An 18,789-nucleotide genomic window follows, 5' to 3' on the forward strand; every position below is an offset into this window, starting at 1 on the left:
CTCCGCTGAGACAGTCATTGTCCTGATGAGGCGCAGCTAGAGGTTTCCTACCCCTTGTGCAAGCGGTTCTGGCCGAAACGTGCCCAATTAGCCGCCTTTCAGGGAATAACCTGCCGATCGGACCGTGCGGATCGGGTCATCGCCGCCCTGGCTCATCAGGGCCTTGCGCAAACGGCCGACATGCACGTCGACAGTGCGGGCCTCGACATAGACGTCCGAGCCCCAGATGCCATCCAGCAGCTGCTCGCGCGAGAAGACACGGCCCGGATGCTGCACGAAATAATCAAGAAGCCGGTACTCGGTCGGCCCGAGATGGATGTTCTTGCCGTCGCGGCTGACCGTATGGGTGGTGCGGTCAATCGTGATGTCACCGACCGTCACCTGGTCTTCGACGAGCGCCGGACGGATGCGGCGCAGCACGGCGCGAACCCTCGCCATCAGTTCCGTCGTCGAGAAGGGCTTGGTGACATAATCATCCGCGCCGGTGTCGAGCCCTCGGATACGGTCGGCTTCTTCAGAGCGCGCCGTCAGCATGATGACCGGGAGGTTGGCCGTGTCAGGCTTGGAGCGAATGCGGCGGCAGACTTCGATGCCGGGCACCTTGGGCAGCATCCAGTCCAGCAGGACCAGGTCAGGCGCACGTTCATCGAGGAGGATCATCGCTTCATCCCCATCCGGGGCGACCGAGGTATCATACCCTTCGCGTTCGAGATTGTAGCGGAGGAGTTCGGCGACGGCCTTGTCGTCTTCGGCGATCATCACATAAGGCTTCATAATCTAACTCTCCCTGGTCCCCTGACGGGCCTGGATATTTTCGGCCGTGGCTGCCTCGCCAGTGACCATGTAATAAACGGCTTTCGCAATATTGGTCGCATGGTCGCCAATACGCTCAAGGTTCTTCGCCATGAAGATGAGATGGGTGTTCGAGCCGATCTGGCGCGGGTCTTCCATCATGTAGGTCAGCGTTTCGCGGAACAGCGACATGTAATGGTCGTCAATATCGTCATCGAGATCGAGGACGTTGATGGCGGCGTCGACATCCTGGCGCAGATAGCAGTCGAGGGCGATCTGCAGCTGGTGCGAAACGGCCTTTGCCATCCGCTCAATGCCTTTGACTGCCGCACGGTTCTCGTCGCCGGTCAGCTCAAGGCAACGTTTCGCGATATTCTTGCAGAGGTCGCCGATGCGTTCGATATCGCCGGCGAGCTTCATGGCGCCAAGCACCGCGCGAAGGTCGGACGCCATGGGGTGGCGAAGGGCGATCAGGCGGATGATTGCCTGTTCGGCCTCGGCCTCCAGTTCGTCGATGGCCTTGTCGCGCTTGATGACTTCGCGCGCGAGTTCAAGGTCGAAAGTGGTCACGGCGCGGCTTGCGTCCGTGATCATGGATTCGGCGAGCCCGCCCATTCTCAGCAAATTGGCGGAAAGGTGCTCAAGCTCGTCGGTAAAAGCCGTTACGATGTGTTCGGACATGTCTTGCTCGATTCAGTTCTATCCGAAGCGGCCGGTAATGTAATCCTGGGTGCGGCTGTCTTCCGGATTGGTAAAGATGCGTTCTGTATCGCCGTATTCTACCAGTTTGCCGAGATGAAAGAAGGCTGTGCGCTGCGAAACCCGCGCAGCCTGTTGCATCGAGTGCGTGACGATGACGATGCAGTAGCGCTCGCGAAGCTCGTCGATAAGCTCTTCAATGCGCGCCGTTGCGATCGGGTCGAGGGCCGAGCAGGGTTCGTCCATCAGGATGACTTCAGGGCTGACAGCAATGGCGCGAGCGATACAGAGACGTTGTTGCTGGCCGCCCGAAAGGCTGGTGCCCGGCGCTGCGAGGCGGTCTTTCACTTCTTCCCAGAGCCCGGCCTTGCGCAGCGAGGATTCAACGATCTCGTCCAGTTCGCTCTTGCCGGCGGCCAGGCCGTGGATGCGAGGGCCATAGGCGATATTGTCATAGATGGATTTCGGGAAGGGGTTCGGCTTCTGGAACACCATGCCGACGCGCGAGCGCAGCAGGACCGGGTCGATGGACGGGTCATTGATGTCGGCGCCATCCATGATGATCTGGCCCTTCACGCTGGCCGACTCGATCGTGTCATTCATGCGGTTGATGCATCGCAGGAAGGTCGACTTGCCGCAGCCGGATGGACCGATGAAGGCCGTCACGGCGCGGTCCTGGATCTCCATGGAGATATCGTAGATCGCCTGCTTCTCATCGTAGAACACATCGATGTGCCGGCAGTCCACCTTGGTCATTTCCGCCATATTCAGGGCCTGTTTGTTGCGTGCGGTTTCAACGAAGTCTTCGACATTTCCGTCCATGACTACCATCTCCTCTCAAAGCGGCGGCGTAGTATGATTGCGATCAGGTTCATCAGAACCAGGAAGACGAGCAGGACGATGATGGCGGCCGCTGTCTGGGGTTCCCAGGCGCGCTCCGCTCCTGTCGACCACTTATAGATCAGGACTGGCAGTACCGTCGATTCATCTGTCGGTCCGTCCGGCACTTCGGCCACAAAGGCCACCATGCCGATGAGCAGGAGAGGGGCCGTCTCACCGAGGGCACGCGCCATGCCGATGATCGACCCCGTCAGGATGCCCGGCGCTGCGAGCGGCAGGACATGATGGAAGACCGATTGCGTCTTCGAGGCGCCGACGCCGAGCGCCGCTGTGCGGATCGAGGGCGGGACGGATTTCAGTGCCGCGCGGGATGCAATGATCACGGTCGGCAGGACAAGCAGGCCGAGCACCAGGCCGCCCACGAGCGGCACAGAGCGCGGCATGCCAAAGAAATTGATGAACACGGCAGCACCCAGCAGGCCGAACACGATGGATGGTACGGCCGCGAGGTTGTTGATGTTAACCTCGATGAGGTCAGTCATCCGGTTTTTCGGCGCGAACTCTTCAAGGTAGACCGCCGCGAAGATGCCCACCGGGATGGCGAGCAGGGCGGTGACCAGCATGGTCAGGAGCGAGCCGACAATCGCCGCGGCGGTGCCAGCAAGTTCAGGATAGGTGCTGTCTGCATTGGTAAAGAGCGTCGAATTGAACGCCTTGCGGATGCGGCCTTCATCCTTCAGCAGCATGGTCCAGGCGATCTGCCGGTCGCTGACCGTGCGGTTGGCTTCGGCCTGCGCAAGCACGAGCGCGCGAATGCCCTGCGACGGGTCCGGTGCCACGCGCGCTCCGGCGAGATAGGCAAGGGCGATTTCATTGCTGCTGAACCCTGTCACACTGTACCAGGTGTTGCCGATACCAATCAGCGTGGTCGGAGCGCTGTCATCAAGCGACTGTTCCTGAAATCCACCTATCGCCTCGGCGAGGGCGCTTGTGTCGGTGCCGGGCGCAAGGCTGACATAGATACCGTCACCAATCGCTCCCCTGGCAGAGGCGACCTGTCCGAGGTCGATGGATTTGCGCTCGGTCACGCCGCCCTTGAGATAGAGGTCGATATCGTCAGCGAGCGCGACCGAGACCGTCTGCTGCGTCCCGACCATGTCGACATGGGCCGCTGTTTTCTTCGCGACCGGCAGGACGGCAAGACGCGTGAACAGGCCGAAGAGCTGGCGGGTTTCACTTGCATCGGCATCTTCGGGCAGGAACTGGTCCCTGAGACTGTCCTGCAGGAGCAGGTTAAAGCCGCTGACATTGCGGGCAATCGCGTCAGGATCGTCCGTCCCGTTCGGGGCGACATCCTCGGCATTCAGCGTGATGTCGAAGACGAGCATGTTGCGCTGGAAGGCCGAGGAGGCCTGCGAGATGATCGACACCAGCAGCGCAATGAGCGCCAGCACGGCGATCGCAATGGCGAACTGGCCATAGAATTTGAAACGGGTTTCCGCAGCATGGCGCTTCTTCAGCCGCTTCAGGGCAGCGTCCGTCACGAAGGTGCCCTTGGTTTCAGGATTGGGGGCCGGGCTATTCATATTTTTCCCGATACTTCTGGACCACGCGAAGCGCGATCAGGTTGAAGAGCAGGGTCACGATGAACAGCACGAAGCCGAGCGCGAAGGCCGAGAGCGTCTTGGCGCTGTCAAATTCTGTGTCACCGGTCAGCAGGGCGACGATTTGCACCGTGATGGTGGTAAGGTCCGACGTCGGGTCAGGCGAGATCTGGGCGCGCTGGCCGGCGGCCATGACGACAATCATCGTCTCGCCAATCGCACGGGACACGGCAAGCAGCAGCGCGGCGATCACACCCGGCAGGGCCGCAGGCATCACGACCTGCTTCACGGTTTCCGACTTCGTCGCGCCCATTGCATAGGCCCCGTCGCGAAGCGTTTGCGGGACGGCGTTGATCACATCATCCGACAGGGATGAAACAAAGGGTATGATCATGATGCCCATCACAAGGCCGGCCGCGAGGGCGCTTGTCGGCTGGGCGGCGAGCAGCGTGTCCGGCGTGAAGGGCAGACTGTTCACCCATACGGCAAAACTGCGCACCAGCGGGGCAACAAATTGCAGGGCAAAGAAGCCATAGACGACAGTCGGGATACCGGCGAGCAGCTCCAGGATCGGCTTCACGATGCTGCGAAAGCGCGGGGAAGCGTACTCGGACAGGTAGATCGCCGAGAGCAGGCCAATGGGCGCTGCAACGAGCATGGCGAGGAAGGCAATCATGAATGTGCCAAAGAAAAGCGGAATTGCACCGAAATCCGCGCCGGTCTGGGCGTTCCATTCTGTCCCGAAGATGAAGCTCAGGACGGGCACGCGCGCAAAGAAACGCAGCGCCTCGAAAAACAGGCTGGCGACAATGCCAAGCGTTGTCAGGATGGCGATCGCGGCGCAGAGGAAAAGCATCAGCTTGATGCCATCCTCGACACGCGCCCGCGCCCGGAAATTCACGGACAGCCTGCGGCGGGCGAAGAAGAAGCCGACGCCTGCACCAAAGAGTGCCAGGCCAATGGCGATGATGCGCGAGAGCCCGAGCAGGCTGGTGTACCGGCCCGTAGCCGCATCGAACAGGGCATTGCCTGTTGTCGAGCCGGGACCGCGCTGCGAATTCTCGGCAATGCGGTCAATATACTGGCCCATTTCCATCGTGCCGAGATCACGGATGCGCTGAGGCAGCTCGCTGGCGAGCTGGCTTCGGACCATCGACTCGCCGAACAGGGAATAGAGAATGAGGATGACTGCCGCCGGCGCAATCGTGGCCATGGCGAGGAAGTAGCCATGATAATTGGGCTGCGAATTCAGCCGGGCAGTACTGCCCTGTGCTGTCGCCACGGCACTGGTGCGCCCAATGAAGAACGCAACGAAGCCTGCTGCCGCCAATACGGCGAACAACAGCCACGAGACCGGAAGATGACCAAAAGTTTCCAGCATACAGCCGCCAAGAATCCAGAACCTTGGCGCCTCTTAACGCGGCTGGTTGACACATATGTGACACGAAGTGCGACGAAATGCATTTCTTGTGTGATTTATTGGGCGTCACCGAACATTGCTGGCCGTCGCAACTGCAACGGTTCGCCCGTCACTGGGTGGGTAAAGGCCAGTTTGGACGCATGCAGACAAAGTCGCGCAGCTGTTGCCGGATTGCCATATAGCCGGTCGCCCAGGATCGGATGTCCCATGGCGGCGCAGTGCAGACGCAGTTGATGGGTGCGTCCGGTCAGGGGTTCGAGATCCAGCTCCGTGTATCCAGACCGTACGCTCAGCTTGCGCCAGCGTGTCGTCGAGGGCTTGCCTGATTGCGTGTCGATCTTGCGCATCGGCCGCTCTTCCCAGTCACGCCCGATGGGAAGGTGGATGTCGCCCCTGTCGCCGTCCGGCTCGCCTTCCACCCAGGCAGTATAGCGCTTGCGAACGAGGCCCGACGAGAACGCTGTCGACAGTGCCGATTGCGCCTGTGCGGTGCGGGCGAAGAGCATGAGGCCGGACGTATCCATGTCGAGCCGGTGGACCGTCCGGAGGGGGCCGTACGACGCCTGGAGGAGTGTAACGACGCTGACCTGCCGGCTTTCGCCGCGTCCCGGCACGGACAGGAGGCCGGCAGGCTTGTCCGCAACGATCAGCTCATCATCCTCATGGACAATTTCGATGCGTGTGTCGGGATCCGGGGCATAATCAGGGGCTGGCGCAACCTTTCGCATCAGCCTTCAGGGGCGGTGTGCGCAGCAGACTCCGCAATCGGTAGCCAGACGCCGAAAGCGGCTCCGTCGCCTTCCTTGCTCGCAACGCCCAGTCCGCCGCGATGGCGGGCCATGATATGTTTCACGATGGCAAGACCGAGTCCGGTGCCTTCGATCGAGCCGCCACGGCTTTCGTCGGCGCGGTAGAAGCGTTCGCCAAGCCGGCCTAGATGTTTTCGGGCGATGCCCTGTCCGTCATCCTCGACCCTGATCCAGGCTGCCGGGGCTTCGGCCGATGCGCGCGGTTGCAACAGGGTGGCCCGGACCGCTTCGGGGCTGGCGCTGATGGCCTTGCGGCCAGCATCCAGCATGGTCTTCGTGACGCCTGTCGTCACCCGGACGCTGCCGCCTGATGGAGAATATTTCAGCGCGTTGCCGACGAGATTCTGCACGACCTGAGCGATCTCGTCCCACTTGGCGGTGATCTTCACAGGCGCATCGCCGCCGTCGAGGGACAGCGTGATCGAGCGTTCGGCAGCAATCGGTTCAAGTGCAAGTATGGTCTGTCCCAGCACTTCAGACAGGTCGATCACCGAATCTGGCGGGCGGTGTTCGCTGAACTCGATGCGCGAAAGGGACAACAGGTCCGAGACGAGGTGGCGCATGCGGTCGGTCTGCTGGTGCATGATCTCAAGGAAGCCGTCCCAGGAATCGCGGTCGTTCTTGGCTGGGCCGCGCATGGTTTCGATGAAACCCGCAAGTGCCGTCAGCGGGGTGCGCAGCTCGTGACTGGCATTGGCCAGGAAATCAGCCCGGGCACGCTCGGCCCGGTGCACGGCGGTACGGTCCTCGAGGAAGACGAACACGCTCTGCGGGGTCACGCCGGCGGTGAGGTGGGCCAGCCACAGCTCATCGCCTTCGCCGGCCATGAACTCCACCCGTTCGCTCGCGCCGGTCCGGGCGACGCGGTCTGTCGCGCTGAGCAGGTCTGGCTGGCGGATCGCAACCGATTTCAGGGCGCCGCGCGCCTGAGAGACGCGAAACAGCGGTCTCACCGGCTCATTGAGGGCATCGATGCGATTATCCGGTGTGATGTGAAAGGCGGGGAAGGGGAGCGACTCGATCATGGTGCGCACCGACCCTTCGGAAGACGCAGCCGTGCTGGCGGGATTAGCGGCATCATCCTGAATGCGCTCCGGCGGGACCGAGCCAACGAAATAGGCAAGGGCACCGGCACTCAGCACCATGCAGGCGGTGAGGCCTTCGATCCAGCCGAGCGCGCCCGACGCGATCAGCAGTGCAATCAGGGCGCATCCCGAAAAGGTCAGAACAAGGAAATCTCTCGCCCGTTCAGGGCGCCGCGAGGCCGGTTCAGGTGTGCGATCAGTCGATGACATTCGTTTTAAAACCAAGATTGTCTGTGTTCTGCAAGTCGCACAATACCGCACAATTCTCGCGGGCGCTGCAAAATCTACAGTTTCTCAATCATCGTGTGTTGCAACTGCAGCTATACTGATCGGATATTGATTTTCGATAATTTTTTGTTGACAGTCGAGTAGTACGCTCGTAGGTGACCAAACTGAAGAGATGAGGGTCGAATGAACAAGCACGCCGCCATTCTGGGACTTCTGGTACTGTCTGGATGCGCTTCTGCGCGCGGCATTGCCGGTGACCCTGTAGAGCTTTTTGCGGTTGCGCCTGATGCTCCGGCGACCTGGAGCGCGGCGGGCGTGTCTGGTGATCTGCCGCGCGGCGACTGGATCAAGCAGTTCAACGACCCGGTCATGGAAGAGCTTATCGCCGAGACGCTGCGCGCAAATCCAAGCCTTCGCGCGCAATACTTCGTCGTCGAGGCAACGCGGGCCCAGGCACGCGCGACCTATGGCCGGTCATTGCCAAATGCCTCAATTGGTGGGTCGGCGGGAGTAACGTCGACCTATGCGCCAAGCGTCGATGACCGGTTCACGGATCCGACCTACGGCTTGCGGGCCGATGCGTCGTGGACGCCGGATCTCTGGGGCCGGATCGGCGCGGGGATCGAAGCAGCCGAGGCGCAGCTGGCCGCCAGTGAAGCCGACCTCGCCGCAGCCCGCCTGTCACTTGCAGCGCAGACTGCCATTGCATGGACCGACCTCAATGAGGCGCTCGCGCAGGAGCGCGTTGCCGTCCAGACCTATGAGGCGCGCCAGCGCATTCTTGAACTCACCGAACGCCGTGTGGCCCGCGGACTCACTGATGCCCTCGACGTTCGCACAGCCCGCAGTGCCGTGGCAACCGCCGAGGCGGCCATCGCAGCCCGCCGCCTGGCGAGCGGAAATGCCGTACGGCGCCTGGAAATCCTGCTCGGGCGCTATCCGGCCAATGAAATCGATGCACCGGCGAGCCTGCCGGACCTCGCGCCGATCAGCTCCGGTGGAACGCCGGCCATGCTTCTTGCCCGTCGCCCGGACGTTGCCGCATCCGAAGCACGGGTGGTCGCAGCCGGTCTGCGCGCCGAACAGGCCCGCCTTGCCCTTCTGCCGAGCCTCAGCGTTTCCGCCTCGGTCAGCGCCAATGAAACAGACCTTTCGGACCTATTCGACCCCACGCGCATCGCGGCCAATGCCATTGCCAGCCTCGCGCAGCCCGTTTTCAATGGCGGCGCGCTCAGGGCAGACCGCGATGCGGCCATCGCAAATGCCGAGGTCGCTATCGCCAATTATGCGGCGAGCGTCCTGACCGCATGGCGCGAGGTTGAAGATTCGCTGGCGGCAGACCTGCTTCTCGCGCAGCAGGTGGATGCCCAGTCCCGTGCACTTTCGGAGGCTGTCGAGGCGGAGGAAATCGCGACCCGCCAGTATACGAGCGGCCTGATCACGATATTCAATCTGATCGATGCCCAGACCCGTAGACTGAATGCAGAAAGCAATCTTATCGCCGCGCGCTCGGCGCGCATTTCGAACCGCATTGCCTTCCACCTGGCACTTGGAGGCGGGATTCCGGGCGAGCCGGTATCTCAAAATTCTGATACAATAACGCCGTAAACCGCAGAGACCTCCCATGAAACGTATCTTATTGCTCCTTATGCCCGTCCTGGTCCTGGTCGGCCTGGTCGCGGGTGGCTTCGTTCTCATGCAGGCCCTGAAGCCGCAGCCTGAGCGCGCTGAAGAAGAATTGCGCGGCCTCTCTGTTTTCGCCGAAGCGGCGGAAACGAGGGACTTGTCTCTCACGGTCAGCGCGCAGGGTGAGGTTAAACCCAAGAGCCAGATCGTTGTGGCGCCGCAGATCAGCGGCCGGATCGCCTATGTCTCTCCAGACTTCATTGATGGCGGTTTCATCCGCGAGGGTCAGGTGCTAGTGCGACTGGAAGCTGAAGACTATCAGCTCGCCATCGTGCGGGCCCAGTCGGGCGTCGCTTCGGCCGAACAGCGCCTGGCGCGTGAGGAGGCCGAAGCAGAGCTTGCCCTTCAGGACCTTGAGGACCTCGGCATTACCGAAACCAGCCCACTCGCCCGCCGCGAACCGCAGCTGGCCGAAGCGAGGGCCGCCCTCGATTCCGCAAAGGCACAGCTTGCCGACGCACAGCTTGCCCTCAACCGCACGGCCGTCACCGCGCCATTCTCGGGCCGCGTGCGTGAGCGCAGCGCTGACCTTGGCCAGTATGTCGTTCCCGGCCAGTCGCTTGGAACGATCTTCGCCACTGATGTGGTGGAAGTGTCGCTGCCACTGTCCGATGAAGAGCTTGGCCGTGTCGGCCTGCCGCTCGCATTCGCCGAGAGCCAGTCGGTAAAGGGCCCGGCGGTGACATTCACCGCCAATGTTGCCGGTCAGCCGCGCCAGTGGAAAGGCCGCGTTGTGCGGACGTCGGCCGCGATCAATCCGCAGACCCGCCTGGTCACCGCCATTGCCGAGCTTGAAGATCCGTATGGTGCCGGGTCGGATAATGGCGTGCCCATGGCACCCGGCCTTTTCGTCAGTGCGGAGATCGAGGGTCGCTACATCGAAGGCCTCGTTCGCGTGCCTCGCGCCGCCCTTCGTGGTGTCGATGAAGTGTTCATCGGCAATGGCCCCGAAGGCAAGCTGGAGATCCGCCGCGTCGACGTCATCTTCAGTGATGAGACGGGTGCGTATGTCGCCGAAGGGGTCGAGCCGGGTGAACTCGCGATTGTCTCGCCGATCCAGGCTGCCTTTGATGGGATGACCATCCAGGTTGTCGAGCGCATGCCCGATGGCGAACTCATTCCCCGCACGCCGCGCAAGAAGAGTGATGCAAACGATGATGCCGCAGCACTGGCTTCAGGTGAAATGGACGGAGCAAAACAATGAACGGTCTCGTCGCCTGGTGGGCACGAAACTCGATCGCAGCAAACCTGTTGATGGTCGTTGCCTTTATCGGCGGCACCTTTGGCTTCCTCGGACTGGAAAAGGAAGCGTTCCCGGCGGCAGACTTCAACGGCGCTTCGGTGTCGATTGCATGGCCCGGTGCCTCTCCGCAGGACGTTGAAGACCAGATCGTCGTCCGGCTCGAGGAAGTTGTCGCCGACATTGATGGTCTCAAACGCCTGACAGGCGTGGCCCGAGAAGGCGTGGGCTATGTAAATCTCGAATCCGAACTCGATGTCGATATTGATGAGTTTGTGGATGAGGTGAAGCGCCGGGTCGACACGATTTCGAACCTGCCGCAATCCTCATTCCCGCCGCAGGTCCAGCGCTGGCGACAGGACAACGCGTATATCGGTCTCGCTGTTCACGGTAAAGTCGACCGCAAGACGCTGAAATATTATGCCGAGGAAGTGCGTGACGCCATTGCGCTGCTGGATGGCGGCGAGCTTGCGCAGGTCTGGGGGACGCTTGGCGAGGAGGTTTCGATCGAGGTCTCTGAAGAGGCCTTGCGCCGATACAATCTGAGCTTTGCTGAAGTCGCCCAGGCTGTGCGCAACTCGTCGCTCAACTCGTCCGGCGGTACAGTCCGCACGGAAACGGGTGCCGTCGCCGTCCAGGCCCGCAAGCTGGCCGACACCCGCGCCGATTTCGAGAACATCATTGTCCGCGAGACCCTGGACGGCGGTACGATCCGTATCCGCGACGTCGCAACCGTCATTGATGGTTTTGTCGATGGCGAACTGGACGCGACCTTTGACGGCGACCCGACCGCTTTCGTCATGGTCCAGACACCCGAGAAGATGGACATCGAAGCCTATTCGAAAGCCATCCTCGACTATGTGGAGCGCGCAAATAGCGGCAAGGGTCAGGACGCCCTGCCGGCTGGCATCAGGATTGATCTCCTGTTTGACCAGTCGGAAGTCTATACAGGCCGCATGAACACGATCACCTCTGCTGCCGTGCAGGGCATGATCCTCGTGCTCATAATCCTGATCCTCTTCCTGCGCCCGATCGTGGCCTTCTGGGTGACGATCGGTATCGCGACCGCCTTTGCTGGCGGCATGCTGATCCTGCCCCTGTTCGGCATCTCACTGAACTTCCTGTCCCTGTTTGCTGTCCTGCTGGTGATCGGTGTTGTGGTCGATGATGCGATCATTGTGGGGGAGAACATTCACAAGGAAGTTGAGAGCGGGCGCCGTAAGGGGCTGGACGCTGCGACCGTGGGCACGCAGCTGGTGCTGAAGCCGGTCATGTTCGGCGTGATCACAACCATGATCATGTTCGCCCCGTGGATGTTCCTGCCGGGGCCGGAGCGCCAGTTCACGTCACAGATCTCATATGTCGTCATCGCAGCACTCACCTTCTCACTGATCGAGTCCCTGCTGATTCTTCCATCGCACCTTTCCCACATGGAGCCGCAGAAATTTGGCGGGCCTATGGGCAAGTTGCTGCGCTTCCAGCAGACAATTGCCGACAGCCTGCTGACCTTTGCAAACAAGATCTACAAGCCTCTTCTCGAAGCGGCGGTGAAGTATCGCTATGTGACGATTGCCGTCTTCACGGCGAGCTTCGTCTGGGCGGTCATGCTCGTGACGATGCAAATCCTGCCCGTTCGGGTGATGCCGGACATTGAAGATGATCTTGTTCAGGTACGTGTTGATCTGCCGGACGGCACACCGCAGTCGCGCTCTCTGGAAATCCGTGACCAGCTGCGCGCGGGTGTAGACCGGGCGCGCGAAAACCTTTCGGCGCAATATCCTGAACTTGAACGGCCCTTGATCTCCAATCTTTCCATTGTCGCCGAGGAGGGCAATGTGCAGTCGTGGATCGGTCTGCTACCGGCCGAAGCTCGCCCGACAGGCGTGACCACCAAGATGATCTCCGACGAAATTCGCGAGGAATTCGGTGATGTGCCTGATGCCGAGGAAGTGAATTTCCAGTTCACAGTGAACAATTCCAGCAACTCGATCCGGTTTGCACTCAACCATGACGATCTCGACCTCTTGCGCGAGGCGGCAGACGAGGTGAAAGCGCAACTCGCAACCTATGCCGAGACCTATGACATCAGTGACAATCTGTCATCGGCGGCAGAAGAGATCCGTCTTGGCCTCAAGCCGGGCGCAACGACCCTCGGTATCACGCTGAGCGATGTGACATCCCAGGTGCGCGCGGCCTATTACGGCATCGAAGCCCAGCGCCTGCCGCGCGATGGTGAGGATGTTCGCGTGATGGTGCGTTATCCTGAGAGTGATCGCCGCTCGCTCGACAGCCTGCGCGATCTGCGTATCCGCACGGCAGATGGCCGGGAAATCCCGCTCGAACAGGTCGCCGAGATCGAGTTTGCGCCCGGCATCAACCGCATCCAGCGGCGTGAGCGCATGCGGTCTGTGACCGTGTTCGCAGATCTCGTCGGTGACGGCACACGCGCCCAGATCACACAGGACATGGAAACCAATTTCTGGCCGGAATTTGCCAAGAAGTATCCGCAAATCACGCGCGGTGCGGTGGGCGAAGCGCAGTCCGAAGCGGAGTTCTTCGGCGATATTGTGCAGCTCTATCTCATTGCCTTTGTCGCGATGTACATATTGCTGGCCATCGCCTTCCAGTCCTACTCACAACCCCTGCTGCTAATGGTCGCCATCCCGTTCGGATATGCGGGGGCCGCCTTCGGGCACGTCGCATTCGGCGTCCCCATGGCGATCTTCTCACTGTTTGGAATCGGCGCTGCGGCGGGCGTTGTCATTAACGACAACCTCGTCCTGGTGGACTATATCAACAGACGACGCGCCGAAGGGGCAGGGGCCCTTCAGGCCATCGTCGATGCCGGTGTCTCGCGTTTCCGGCCTGTCCTTCTGACCTCGGTCACGACCTTTGTCGGCATCCTGCCGATGATCACCCAGAAATCGGTGCAGGCGCAGTTCCTGAAGCCGATGGTGGTTTCGCTTGGCTCGGCGGTTGCGTTCGCGCTCTTCGTATCGCTTCTCATGGTGCCGGCCCTCTACGCCGTCGGCTGCGAAGTCGGGCGCATCTTCCGCTGGACCTGGGGCGGTCGGCCCTATCGCCAGATCGGTGAAAGCTATGAAGGCGAGGTCAATATCGATGAGGAAGAACTCATTGGCTCGGCGCATGGCGGGCGCGCGCATCCCGCAGAATGATTTTGTTGCAGGCTGAGGGTGGATTGTGGGCGGTTCTTGCCTAAAAAGATTTCATCTTGAAATAAATGCTTCGAGGAGACGAAGAATGCGATCACTTTTCCTGAGCGGCTCAGCTTTGGCTGTGCTGGCAGCGTGCACCACAACCGGAGTACCAGACCAGACAGAGACAGTTGCGGTGGTCGAGCCGCCAGCCGATACAAGGGAAGTGGTTACAGTCTCGCGCGATGACTGGGGCGAGTTTGGCCTCGACTTGGCCTCCATGAAGCCGGGTGTCGATCCGGGCGATGATTTCTTCCAGTATGCCAATGGCGCCTGGTATGACGAGTTCGAAATCCCTGCGGACCGTACCAGCTACAGCTCGTTCACCCTGCTTCGGGAAAAGTCCGAGCAGCGCGTGCGGTTCATCATCGACGATCTCGCCGCGGCCGAGCCGGATCCGACGACGCTCGAAGGCAAGATTGCGGCCTACTATAATGCCTATCTCGACACCGACGCGATCGAAGCGAAGGGCCTGGCACCCGCGCAGCCTTATCTCGACAGGATTGCCAGTGTTGAAACGCGCGAAGACCTTGCGAAACTGTTCGCAACGCCGGGATTCACCTCGCCAGTATCTGGCTTTGTCGATGTCGATTCGAAGAATACTGACAGCTATATCTTCTACATCACCCAGGCCGGTCTCGGCCTTCCGGATCGTGACCACTATCTTGAGGACAACGAAAAGAACCTCGAATACCGCGAAGCCTACAAGGCCTATCTCGCGCTGCTTCTTGACGAAGCAGGCTATCCGGAGCCGGCGCAATGGGCCGAGGCAGTCTATGCCCTTGAGACAAAAATCGCGAAAGCCCACTGGGACCGGACGGTCAGCCGCAACCGCAACCTGACCTATAACAAGCTCTCCAAAGCCGAGCTGATCGCGCTCGAACCGGACTTTCCAATGGCGACCGTGCTCGAAACGCTGGGGATCGACGCAGAGGACGCCTTCGTCGTTCGCCAGCTTGCCCCCACCCCACAGGAGATCAGCGATTACGGCCTGACGAGCGAGCAGCTTGCCGATATTTCAGGCGGCGGCATCGTCGGCCTGCTAGACCTCATGGCGAATGAGCCGCTCGACACCTGGAAGGCCTATTCGGCAGCGCATTTCCTGTCGAACCGCTCCGATGTCCTGCCTGCGAAGATCGATGAGGCCACCTTTGCCTTGTACGGCAAGCTGCTGAATGGGCAGGAAGAACAGCGCGAACGCTGGAAGCGCGGCGTTCAGTCTGTTGAAGGCGCGCTCGGCGAAGGCGTCGGCAAGGTCTATGCGGCACGCTACTTCCCGCCAGAGAACAAGGCGGCGATGGATGATCTTGTTGAAAACCTCCGCAAGGCGATGGCCGACAATCTTCACGAGATTACCTGGATGAGCGACGCCACCAAGCCGGAGGCGTTTGACAAGCTTGAAAAGTTCACTCCGAAGATCGGCTATACCGAAAAGTTCGAAACCTATGACGACTTTTCGGTCAGCGCCGATGCCTTCGAAAATGACATGGAGGCCAATCGCTGGGCGTTCGAGGACATGATCTCGAACCTTGGGGGCCCGATCGACAAGACCGAATGGTTCATGCTGCCGCAGACGGTAAACGCCTACTACTCGCCGAACCGCAACGAAATCGTGTTCCCCGCCGCGATTCTGCAGCCGCCTTTCTTTAACATTTCGGCGGATCCAGCGATCAATTACGGTGCGATTGGCGGTGTGATCGGTCACGAAATGGGGCACGGCTTTGATGACCAGGGCGCCAAGTCCGATGGTGACGGCGTGCTGCGCAACTGGTGGACACCGGAAGACGAAGCGGCTTTCAAGGCGCTGACTGACGCTCTGGTTGGACAGTATAATGCTTACTGTCCGATCGATGAGGGTGAGACCTGCGTCAATGGACGCCTGACGCTCGGCGAGAATATCGGTGACCTTGGCGGGCTGTCGATGGCCTACAAGGCCTACAAGATGAGTCTCGACGAGAATGGCGACGGCATCATCAGCGAGGAAGAGGAAGCTCCTGTGCTCGGCGGGATGACCGGCGACCAGCGGTTTTTCATGTCCTGGGCGCAGGTCTGGCGCACGAAATATCGCGATGATGCGCTTCGTCAGCGTATACTGACGGACCCGCATTCGCCGCCGGTCTACCGGGTCAATGGTGTCGTTCGCAACCTTGACGAGTGGTATGAAGCCTTTGGTGTTACACCGGATGACGAGCTTTACCTTCCGCCCGAGGAGCGTATCCGCATCTGGTAGCTGCAACACCTTCAGCAGAACGCAAGAGAAGAGCCGGCGCCAAGCCGGCTCTTTTTCGATCTTTCCTCCGATGACAGACGAAAAAAAGTGCACTGTCCGTCTTCACAAGTCTGTTTCTTTGTTTTTTCATTCAGAGATTGACGCTCCGGGGAGGGCGATCCTATGCCGATGCCGAATGCAGTTCAGGCTTACTTCGATGGACTGGAAGGACCGATGAAATCGGTCGCAATCAATCTCGCTAATTCCGTGTGCGCAGAACATCCGGGGCTCAAGGCCACGCTGGCCTGGAACTATCCGTGCTGGTTCGGGAGCGAGCGGATTTTTTCAATTATTGCGCACTCTCGCCATTGCAATCTCCAGTTGTGGTCAGGTGCGCGGCTGGCCGAACATTATGTCGGTCGCATTGAAGGCAGCGGCAAGATGCTGCGTCATGTTAAGGTGCGGTCAGTCGACGAGATCGACGACGAGCTTCTCGACATTATTGACCGCGCCGTTCAGCTTGACGAGGAACATCCTGTTCGCGTCCGCTAGATCACTTGGCCGATGGCGGGATCGGGCTATGTTCAGTCTGGACTGACACGGAATGACTGCCTTGTTTAAACCACCACTCATCGCAATTCTGGCCCTCGCAGCCTGTTCGGGGACGGCCCAGCCTCCCGCCGGCGCTGAAGAAGGCACGTCCACAGCCGAATTCAGCGAGGCCCCCGAAATGACCGCCAATGTCCAGCACGTTTCCTTCAAGTCGATCACGGGTGACGACCTGCCCCTGTCGAGTTTTGATGGCAAGGTCGTACTGGTGGTGAATACCGCATCGAAATGTGGATACACGCCGCAATATGGAGGCTTGCAGGCGCTGCATGAGACCTACAGGCAGCAGGGCTTTACCGTGCTTGGAGCGCCGGCCAACGATTTCGGTGGGCAGGAGCCGGGCACCGAGGAGGAGATCAGGACCTTCTGCGAAATCAATTTCGGCGTGGACTTTCCGCTGACATCGAAAGTGCACGCCATCGGACCTGAGCAGCACCCGTTCTGGCAGGTGGCAAAGTCCGGTCTGGGCGAAGCGGCCGAGCCGAAATGGAACTTCCACAAGGTGCTTGTCGGCAAGAATGGCGACGTGCTGAAGGCCTATCCATCCTCCGTCAAACCGGACGACCCGACTCTGATCGCTGACATTGAGCTGGCGCTCGCGAACTGAAGCTTTGGTGAGCGCTCCACAAACGAGCTTCAAAGAGCGATACTTAACTACATTTATCTTTCGGGCCGTTTCAGTCTCGTGTAGATTTCAGCTCCCATAATTCAGGAAGGAATCCACAATGAAAAAGCCGTTTCTTGTCGCCGCGACCGCATTGGCCTTTACGGCACCGTTTGCTCTTGCAGAAGGTAATGACACCCTCAAGACCCTTGTTGCAAAAGACGCTGTGATCACGACGCAAGGCCTCGCAATCCCTATCGATTACAACGAGGACGGCACCTATAGTGGTGTGGCCATGGGGACCGGCTTCACTGGCACCTGGCGGATCGAGGGCAACTCGCTTTGCACCACCTCATCCATGTCGCCTGCCGAATCCTGTACCGAATATCCGGAAGGCAAGTCCGCCGGCGACGAATTCGAAGTGACGAGCCCGACGCTTGGCGCTGTAAAGGTGAAGATCAACGAATAGTCTTCGCGTGCCTGCGAAGGCGAGGTAAGGGGGCGCTCCTGTCAGGAGGCCCCCATTTTCCTGGCTAGAGCGTCGGATTGATCAGGAATTTCTCGCCTGTCCGTTTGGCGTTGTAGGACTTCAGCGTGTCCAGGTTCAGCGCCTCTTTCAGGGAAATTTCATCGGTGTAGTGGCTGGCGAATGTCGTCTTCAGCTCATCCATGACGCGCTTACGCAGCTTTGCCCGACCTTCGGCACCAATTTTCTGGAGGAAATAGGTGAGGAGATATCCGCCTGTGCCCCAGGCCATGCCGACGCCAGGTGGGATAATGGTCGGGCTCATGTCGAGGCGGCCATAGACATAGACCTGCTTGTGCTGGGCCGAACCGTAGCGGCTGTATTCGGCCCCCATATTCGCGGCCGCTTCCATTGCGGTCAGAATCTGTCCGGTCAGCGGTCCGCCGCCGATCGCGTCGAAGCCGAGCGTTGCCTTCGTTTCGGCGAGCGCGGCAATCAGGTCCTGCATGAAGCTGTCGCTGCTCGAATTGACGATGTATTTCGCGCCGATATCGCGAAGGATCTGCTCCTGCTCCGGCTTGCGGACGATGTTCACCAGCGGCACGCCGTCGGCGATACAGATCTTGTTTAGCATCTGGCCGAGATTCGATGCGGCTGCCGTATGGACGAGACCCTTGTGGCCTTCCATGCGCATCGTTTCCGGGAAGGAGAGGGCGGTCAGCGGATTGACGAAGCAGGACGCGCCGTCCCGGGCAGTCGCGCCTTCGGGCAGCTCCATTACCTGCGCCACGTTGAGCATGCGGTATTCACCATAGAACTCGCCGCCAAGGCCGGTCACGAGCTTGCCCATCAGGGCTTGTGCGGCGTCGGATGAGCCCGCTGCGACGACAGTGCCCGCACCTTCATTGCCAACAGGCAAGGACTGGTCGACCCGCGCTTTCATGGCCCGCATGGCAGGTGCAGGGACTTTTGCCGTGATAACCGGGCGGTCAGCCGTTCCCGACTGCACCGCCGTGGAGAGATCAGCGGCGCCGACCAGCAGGCCGAGATCGGAAGGGTTGATGGGTGTGGCTTCAACACGGATTAGAATATCGTTCTCGCCTGGTGTCGGGACGGGCATTTCGACGAGGGAAAGCTCCAGTTCGCCTGAGGACTTGACCTCGCTGCGCAGCTGAATTGCGCTATCCGGAATTGTGTTTGCCATGGGTAACCTCCTGATTTGTCTTGATCTGTTGGTCGGCAAGATGCCGGGTCCCGCCCTGCAATACAAGCGCGGCATCATT

General features: G+C 60.3%; 15 protein-coding genes. 7 read left to right on the forward strand and 8 right to left on the reverse strand.

Annotated features, from left to right (window positions below; all coding sequences use genetic code 11):
* Positions 1–87: 87 nt before the first annotated feature.
* The 7 genes from phoB to B8746_RS00525 form a co-directional block, all read right to left on the reverse strand.
* Positions 88–774, reverse strand: a complete 687-nt coding sequence (gene phoB / locus B8746_RS00495; RefSeq protein WP_084391293.1) for a phosphate regulon transcriptional regulator PhoB — start codon at positions 772–774, stop codon at positions 88–90.
* A gap of 3 nt (positions 775–777) precedes the next feature.
* Positions 778–1,473, reverse strand: a complete 696-nt coding sequence (phoU, locus tag B8746_RS00500) for a phosphate signaling complex protein PhoU (RefSeq protein WP_084391294.1) — start codon at positions 1,471–1,473, stop codon at positions 778–780.
* An 18-nt stretch (positions 1,474–1,491) separates the two neighbouring features.
* Positions 1,492–2,256: a phosphate ABC transporter ATP-binding protein PstB gene (gene pstB, locus B8746_RS00505; RefSeq protein WP_233123780.1), complete on the reverse strand. Its 765-nt coding sequence runs from the start codon at positions 2,254–2,256 to the stop codon at positions 1,492–1,494.
* A 59-nt stretch (positions 2,257–2,315) separates the two neighbouring features.
* Complete coding sequence (pstA, locus tag B8746_RS00510) at positions 2,316–3,917, reverse strand: phosphate ABC transporter permease PstA (RefSeq protein WP_084391296.1); 1,602 nt, start codon at positions 3,915–3,917, stop codon at positions 2,316–2,318.
* Positions 3,910–5,316, reverse strand: a complete 1,407-nt coding sequence (gene pstC, locus B8746_RS00515; protein ID WP_084391297.1) for a phosphate ABC transporter permease subunit PstC — start codon at positions 5,314–5,316, stop codon at positions 3,910–3,912. The genes pstA and pstC overlap by 8 nt, the downstream gene beginning before the upstream one ends.
* Positions 5,317–5,411: 95 nt before the next feature.
* Complete coding sequence (locus B8746_RS00520) at positions 5,412–6,083, reverse strand: RluA family pseudouridine synthase (protein ID WP_084391298.1); 672 nt, start codon at positions 6,081–6,083, stop codon at positions 5,412–5,414.
* Entirely contained in the window at positions 6,083–7,459 is a 1,377-nt protein-coding gene (locus tag B8746_RS00525; protein WP_084391299.1) for a sensor histidine kinase, read from the reverse strand. Before B8746_RS00525 ends, B8746_RS00520 begins: the two co-directional genes overlap by 1 nt.
* Positions 7,460–7,660: 201 nt before the next feature.
* On the opposite strand from B8746_RS00525, the gene B8746_RS00530 reads away from it, so the two are divergent.
* The 7 genes from B8746_RS00530 to B8746_RS00560 all read left to right on the forward strand — a co-directional run bounded on the left by B8746_RS00530 (position 7,661) and on the right by B8746_RS00560 (position 17,509).
* A complete protein-coding gene (locus B8746_RS00530) occupies positions 7,661–9,085 on the forward strand; it encodes an efflux transporter outer membrane subunit (protein WP_084391300.1) in 1,425 nt (474 codons plus the stop codon).
* Positions 9,086–9,101: 16 nt separating this feature from the next.
* The gene (locus B8746_RS00535) at positions 9,102–10,367 is read left to right on the forward strand and encodes an efflux RND transporter periplasmic adaptor subunit (protein ID WP_084391301.1); all 1,266 of its coding nucleotides are present in this window, start codon (positions 9,102–9,104) and stop codon (positions 10,365–10,367) included.
* Complete coding sequence (locus B8746_RS00540; protein ID WP_084391302.1) at positions 10,364–13,579, forward strand: efflux RND transporter permease subunit; 3,216 nt, start codon at positions 10,364–10,366, stop codon at positions 13,577–13,579. Before B8746_RS00535 ends, B8746_RS00540 begins: the two co-directional genes overlap by 4 nt.
* Positions 13,580–13,664: 85 nt before the next feature.
* The gene (locus tag B8746_RS00545) at positions 13,665–15,848 is read left to right on the forward strand and encodes a M13 family metallopeptidase (protein WP_084391303.1); all 2,184 of its coding nucleotides are present in this window, start codon (positions 13,665–13,667) and stop codon (positions 15,846–15,848) included.
* A gap of 162 nt (positions 15,849–16,010) precedes the next feature.
* A complete protein-coding gene (locus B8746_RS00550) occupies positions 16,011–16,379 on the forward strand; it encodes a DUF1801 domain-containing protein (protein WP_084391304.1) in 369 nt (122 codons plus the stop codon).
* 61 nt (positions 16,380–16,440) lie between these two features.
* Positions 16,441–17,043 (forward strand): glutathione peroxidase, encoded by a 603-nt coding sequence (locus B8746_RS00555; RefSeq protein ID WP_233123770.1) that lies wholly within the window; start codon positions 16,441–16,443, stop codon positions 17,041–17,043.
* 118 nt (positions 17,044–17,161) lie between these two features.
* Positions 17,162–17,509, forward strand: a complete 348-nt coding sequence (locus tag B8746_RS00560; RefSeq protein ID WP_084391306.1) for a hypothetical protein — start codon at positions 17,162–17,164, stop codon at positions 17,507–17,509.
* 64 nt (positions 17,510–17,573) lie between these two features.
* Here the strand turns inward: B8746_RS00560 and B8746_RS00565 are convergent, their stop codons facing one another.
* A complete protein-coding gene (locus B8746_RS00565) occupies positions 17,574–18,710 on the reverse strand; it encodes a zinc-binding dehydrogenase (protein ID WP_095380810.1) in 1,137 nt (378 codons plus the stop codon).
* Positions 18,711–18,789 lie beyond the last annotated feature (79 nt).

The sequence above is a fragment of the Henriciella pelagia genome (assembly GCF_002088945.1).
GTDB lineage: Bacteria > Pseudomonadota > Alphaproteobacteria > Caulobacterales > Hyphomonadaceae > Henriciella > Henriciella pelagia.

Bases quoted from the DNA above. Each gene is read 5' to 3' on its own strand.
- pstC (WP_084391297.1), bottom strand. From the start codon at position 5,316: ATGCTGGAAACTTTTGGTCATCTTCCGGTCTCGTGGCTGTTGTTCGCC.
- B8746_RS00540 (WP_084391302.1), top strand. From the start codon at position 10,364: ATGAACGGTCTCGTCGCCTGGTGGGCACGAAACTCGATCGCAGCAAAC.
- B8746_RS00520 (WP_084391298.1), bottom strand. From the start codon at position 6,083: ATGCGAAAGGTTGCGCCAGCCCCTGATTATGCCCCGGATCCCGACACA.
- pstA (WP_084391296.1), bottom strand. From the start codon at position 3,917: ATGAATAGCCCGGCCCCCAATCCTGAAACCAAGGGCACCTTCGTGACG.
- B8746_RS00525 (WP_084391299.1), bottom strand. From the start codon at position 7,459: ATGTCATCGACTGATCGCACACCTGAACCGGCCTCGCGGCGCCCTGAA.
- B8746_RS00560 (WP_084391306.1), top strand. From the start codon at position 17,162: ATGAAAAAGCCGTTTCTTGTCGCCGCGACCGCATTGGCCTTTACGGCA.
- phoU (WP_084391294.1), bottom strand. From the start codon at position 1,473: ATGTCCGAACACATCGTAACGGCTTTTACCGACGAGCTTGAGCACCTT.
- phoB (WP_084391293.1), bottom strand. From the start codon at position 774: ATGAAGCCTTATGTGATGATCGCCGAAGACGACAAGGCCGTCGCCGAA.
- pstB (WP_233123780.1), bottom strand. From the start codon at position 2,256: ATGGCGGAAATGACCAAGGTGGACTGCCGGCACATCGATGTGTTCTAC.
- B8746_RS00530 (WP_084391300.1), top strand. From the start codon at position 7,661: ATGAACAAGCACGCCGCCATTCTGGGACTTCTGGTACTGTCTGGATGC.
- B8746_RS00535 (WP_084391301.1), top strand. From the start codon at position 9,102: ATGAAACGTATCTTATTGCTCCTTATGCCCGTCCTGGTCCTGGTCGGC.
- B8746_RS00565 (WP_095380810.1), bottom strand. From the start codon at position 18,710: ATGGCAAACACAATTCCGGATAGCGCAATTCAGCTGCGCAGCGAGGTC.
- B8746_RS00550 (WP_084391304.1), top strand. From the start codon at position 16,011: ATGCCGATGCCGAATGCAGTTCAGGCTTACTTCGATGGACTGGAAGGA.
- B8746_RS00545 (WP_084391303.1), top strand. From the start codon at position 13,665: ATGCGATCACTTTTCCTGAGCGGCTCAGCTTTGGCTGTGCTGGCAGCG.